The sequence below is a fragment of the Gemmatimonadaceae bacterium genome (assembly GCA_035533015.1).
Lineage (GTDB): Bacteria > Gemmatimonadota > Gemmatimonadetes > Gemmatimonadales > Gemmatimonadaceae > JAGWRI01.
This window is the reverse complement of record DATLUQ010000043.1, coordinates 1-3456: the sequence shown is the minus strand read 5'-3', so window position 1 is coordinate 3456 and position 3456 is coordinate 1. Positions and strand designations below refer to the sequence as shown.

The window sequence follows — 3456 nt, the reverse complement described above, 5'->3', positions numbered from 1 at the left end:
AGCGGCATGACCGTCTCGGCGGCGGTGGCCCCCCAGGCCAGGTACCAGGGGCGGATGGCGAACGCGAAGACGAGCCCGAGCGCGGCGAGCGCGGCGCAGAGGGCCAGGAACCTGGCGCCCTTGCCCCGGGGCGGCCGAGAGTCTTCTTGTGCGCGCGGCATAGTCACAAGATGCGGCTGGCCGGGCGCCGGTCAGTCGGCGGCGCCAGTACGCGCCGTCAGCGGCTCCCCGACGCGACTACCGGTACGGCGTGGTCGTCAGCACCACCACACGGTCGGGCGCCGTGACGGCACCGGCCGGCAGCGTCAGTGTGATCGAACTGTCCGCCTGCGCCACGCCCACGCGCGCGCCGCCGTCGAGCATCGTCGCGCTCGACACACGCCGGCCGAACGACGGAATGGCCAGCGCCCGGTCAGGCCAGTCGAGCACGTGCACGAACACCGTGTCGCCGCGCTGCGTGGTCACGCCCCACTCGCGCGGTGAGATCGGACCGCCGCGCGTGTCGTAGATGGACGTGCCGTACGTCTTCATCCATTCGCCGATTGCCTTGAGCCGCTCGACGGCCTCGGGCTGGATGGTGCCGTCGGGACGGGGGCCGATGTTGAGCAGCAGGTTCGCGTCGCGCCCTGCCGCGCCCACGAGCTTGGCGATGATCTCGTTCACCGACTTGAAGTGGTGATCGGTGATGTTGAAGCCCCACGAGTCGTTCATCGTCATGGACGTCTCGAGCGGAAGGGCGCCGATGGTCGTCGTGTTGAAGCCGGCGGTGTTGGCCCCCGGCAGATCCTGCTCGAAGGTCTGCACGTCCTCGCCCGGCTTGGGCGCCTGATGGTGATTGGGAACGATCAGCGCCGCGGGCTGCAGCCGGTGGATGAGCGCGTACGTCCTGGGCAACTGCCAGTCGGCGTCGGGCTTGTCCCACATGCCGTCGAACCAGATGCCGCCGACGGGGCCGTAGTTGGTGAGCAGCTCGGTGAGCTGCGTGTCCATGAAATTCAGATAATGGTTCCAGTTGCCGGTGTCGGGGCGCTGCGTATAGTGGCCGGTCTGACCGCGGGGCCAGTAGTCGGGATTGTGCCAGTCGAGTTGCGAATAGTAGAAGAACAGTTTGATGCCCTGCCGGCGGCACTCGTCGGCCAGTTCCTTGAGCGGATCGCGGCCAAAGCGCGTCCAGTCTACGATGTTGTATGGCGTGGCCTTGGTGGCGAACATCGAGAAGCCGTCGTGGTGCCGCGCGGTGATGGTGATGTACCGGACACCGGCGGCCTTGGCGAGCGACACCCACGTGTGGGCGTCGAACTTGACCGGATCGAAGGTGGACGCCAGCCATTCGTACGTGCCCACGGGGATCTTCTGGTTCTCCATCACCCACTCGGCGCGGCCGAGCAGGCTGTACACGCCCCAATGGATGAACAGGCCGAACCTGGCGTCGCGAAACCATTCGCGCGCCGCCAGCCGCACCGCGGGCACCGAGTCGGCTGCGGGGGTGGGAGCGCTCTGCTGCGCGCCGAGCGCCGTCGCGAGCGCCACGAGCGCCACGAGCGCCACGAGCGCGAGGGCGGCGATCGTCTCGATTCTCTTTCGCATGGGAAGAGTTTGCGTGAAATCCCGCTCGGCTGCCAGGGCGACCGCTACGTCTCTTGAGCGCCCGCCGTCCGCGGAGGTCGTGCGCGTCATCATCACGGTCGTATCGGACGTTGCGAAGCGCAAGCTATCGGCGAAAAGTGGAGCGTCCTAGCCGCGGAAGCGGGTCCGCGCGGCCGCCGGAACCACGAAGCTCTGGGCAGAGACGCCGGGCAGCCGGTGGCGGTAGCGAGCCACGACATCATACGCCCAGTCGCGCATCCGCCGCGGAACGAACCCGCCGAGCGCAGCCAGACGCCACGCGCCACCCAGGTAACGCGCCACGCGGAGTGCGGCCTCGGAACGCACGGCCACCCGCTCGGCGGGAGTGTCGGGGGCGTCCACCCACATGACGGAGTCCATGTCCCGCAACTCGGGATGGCGCGCGATCACACCACGAAAGAAATCGCCGCCGATCGGGGCGAACTCCAGTGTGTGCAGGCGCTCCCGCTGCAGGATGAAACGCACGGTCCCGTTGCACAGGCCGCAATGGCCGTCGTAGAGGAGGACGCTCGACGTCATGCGCTAACCGGACCTGGACACGGCGAACTGGTTCGAAAAGCCGAGCGAATCGGGCGCTGCGCACGGGCCCTCGCACGATCGGTGCTCGACGCGCGGATTACGCCGTTCCGGCGAGCAATGCGCGACATTCTGGATAGTACACCACTTCGCGCCCGTCGGCTCCGCTGCGCTCGGCATTCAGGCGCATCGCGCGCCCCAGGTCTTCGACGCGAATCTGGTGATACCGTGCGGGCAGTACCGGCGTCACGACCGGCAGCAGCGTCTGCGACAGCCAGTCCTGCACGCCGTACCGAAGGTGCTGTGTGACGAGCAGGCTCGGCCGGAACACGCTCGAGCGCGCGATGCCCGCCGCCTCCACCACCGCCTCGGCCAGTCCCTTGATGTGCAGATACCGATTGCGCGACGCCACGTCGGCGCCGACCGATGAGAGCAGTGATATGTGGCGCACGCCGGCCGCGTGCGCGCCGCGCGCGAACGCGCCCGCGTATTCGACGTCCACGCGCCGGAACTCGTCGAGCGGCACCTTGCGCGGCTGTCCGATGCCCATGGTGCAGAAGGCAACCTGTGACCCGGCGGCGAGGCGGGCCGTGGCCGCTTCCAGATCGTGGAAATCGACCACCTCGAGGTGGAGCTTCTCGCCCCCGGGCGCCCCAGCGAACATCGTGGTGGGTCGGCGCACGAGTGCCGTGATGCCCGTGCAGGCCGGAGAGGCGAGCAACTCGCGGACGAGCGCCGATCCAACGGCACCGGTAGCCCCGACGACGATCGCCTTGTAGGGAGGGGTTGGCATACCGATAAGGTATAGCCGGTACGCGGTCGGAACACGGTCGCCCACATCGCGTCACGCTGCATTGCGGGGATCATCTCGGTGACGATGGGGCTGCGGGGCGCCTCCCAATGAGGTCCGAAGTCCACGTGGCAGAGTTGATCCGCGAGCGACGCCGTTTCACGTATGACCACCTGGCCCACGATAGCGCGCGATTCTAGGGCCGAGGCCGTATCGTTAGGCTGGCCGTTCTCAGCGAACGAGCGAAATGGGGGAACTGGGAGGATTGGGTTCGGGGCCGAGGCTACCGGGGGGGCGCTGGCCGCGCGGCGGAGCCCCCCAAGTGGTCCCCCCGGGGATGCTCTGTCGTGAGAGTTCGACCGCGCACGTTATGCGGCGTGGCTCTGCAGCATATCATGCACCGGGGTGGTTTTCTAGTCTCTCTAATATGAGGCGCTACCACGACTTGGCCTTGCCAGTGCGGCGGCAGGCCTGCAGAATAAGCGGCATGCGGCCGCCGCCTTTCACGCGGCCTTGCAGCATAT

At 67.9% G+C, this 3456-nt stretch carries 3 protein-coding genes; all 3 read right to left on the bottom strand.

The window, feature by feature from the left end; genetic code table 11:
- Window positions 1-237: 237 nt before the first annotated feature.
- The 3 genes from VNF92_07960 to VNF92_07950 all read right to left on the bottom strand — a co-directional run bounded on the left by VNF92_07960 (window position 238) and on the right by VNF92_07950 (window position 2935).
- A complete protein-coding gene (locus VNF92_07960; GenBank protein HVA57809.1) occupies window positions 238-1587 on the bottom strand; it encodes an alpha-L-fucosidase in 1350 nt (449 codons plus the stop codon).
- 147 nt (window positions 1588-1734) lie between these two features.
- Window positions 1735-2145, bottom strand: a complete 411-nt coding sequence (locus tag VNF92_07955; GenBank protein ID HVA57808.1) for a DCC1-like thiol-disulfide oxidoreductase family protein — start codon at window positions 2143-2145, stop codon at window positions 1735-1737.
- A gap of 97 nt (window positions 2146-2242) precedes the next feature.
- Window positions 2243-2935: an NAD(P)H-binding protein gene (locus tag VNF92_07950; protein ID HVA57807.1), complete on the bottom strand. Its 693-nt coding sequence runs from the start codon at window positions 2933-2935 to the stop codon at window positions 2243-2245.
- Window positions 2936-3456: the final 521 nt, after the last annotated feature.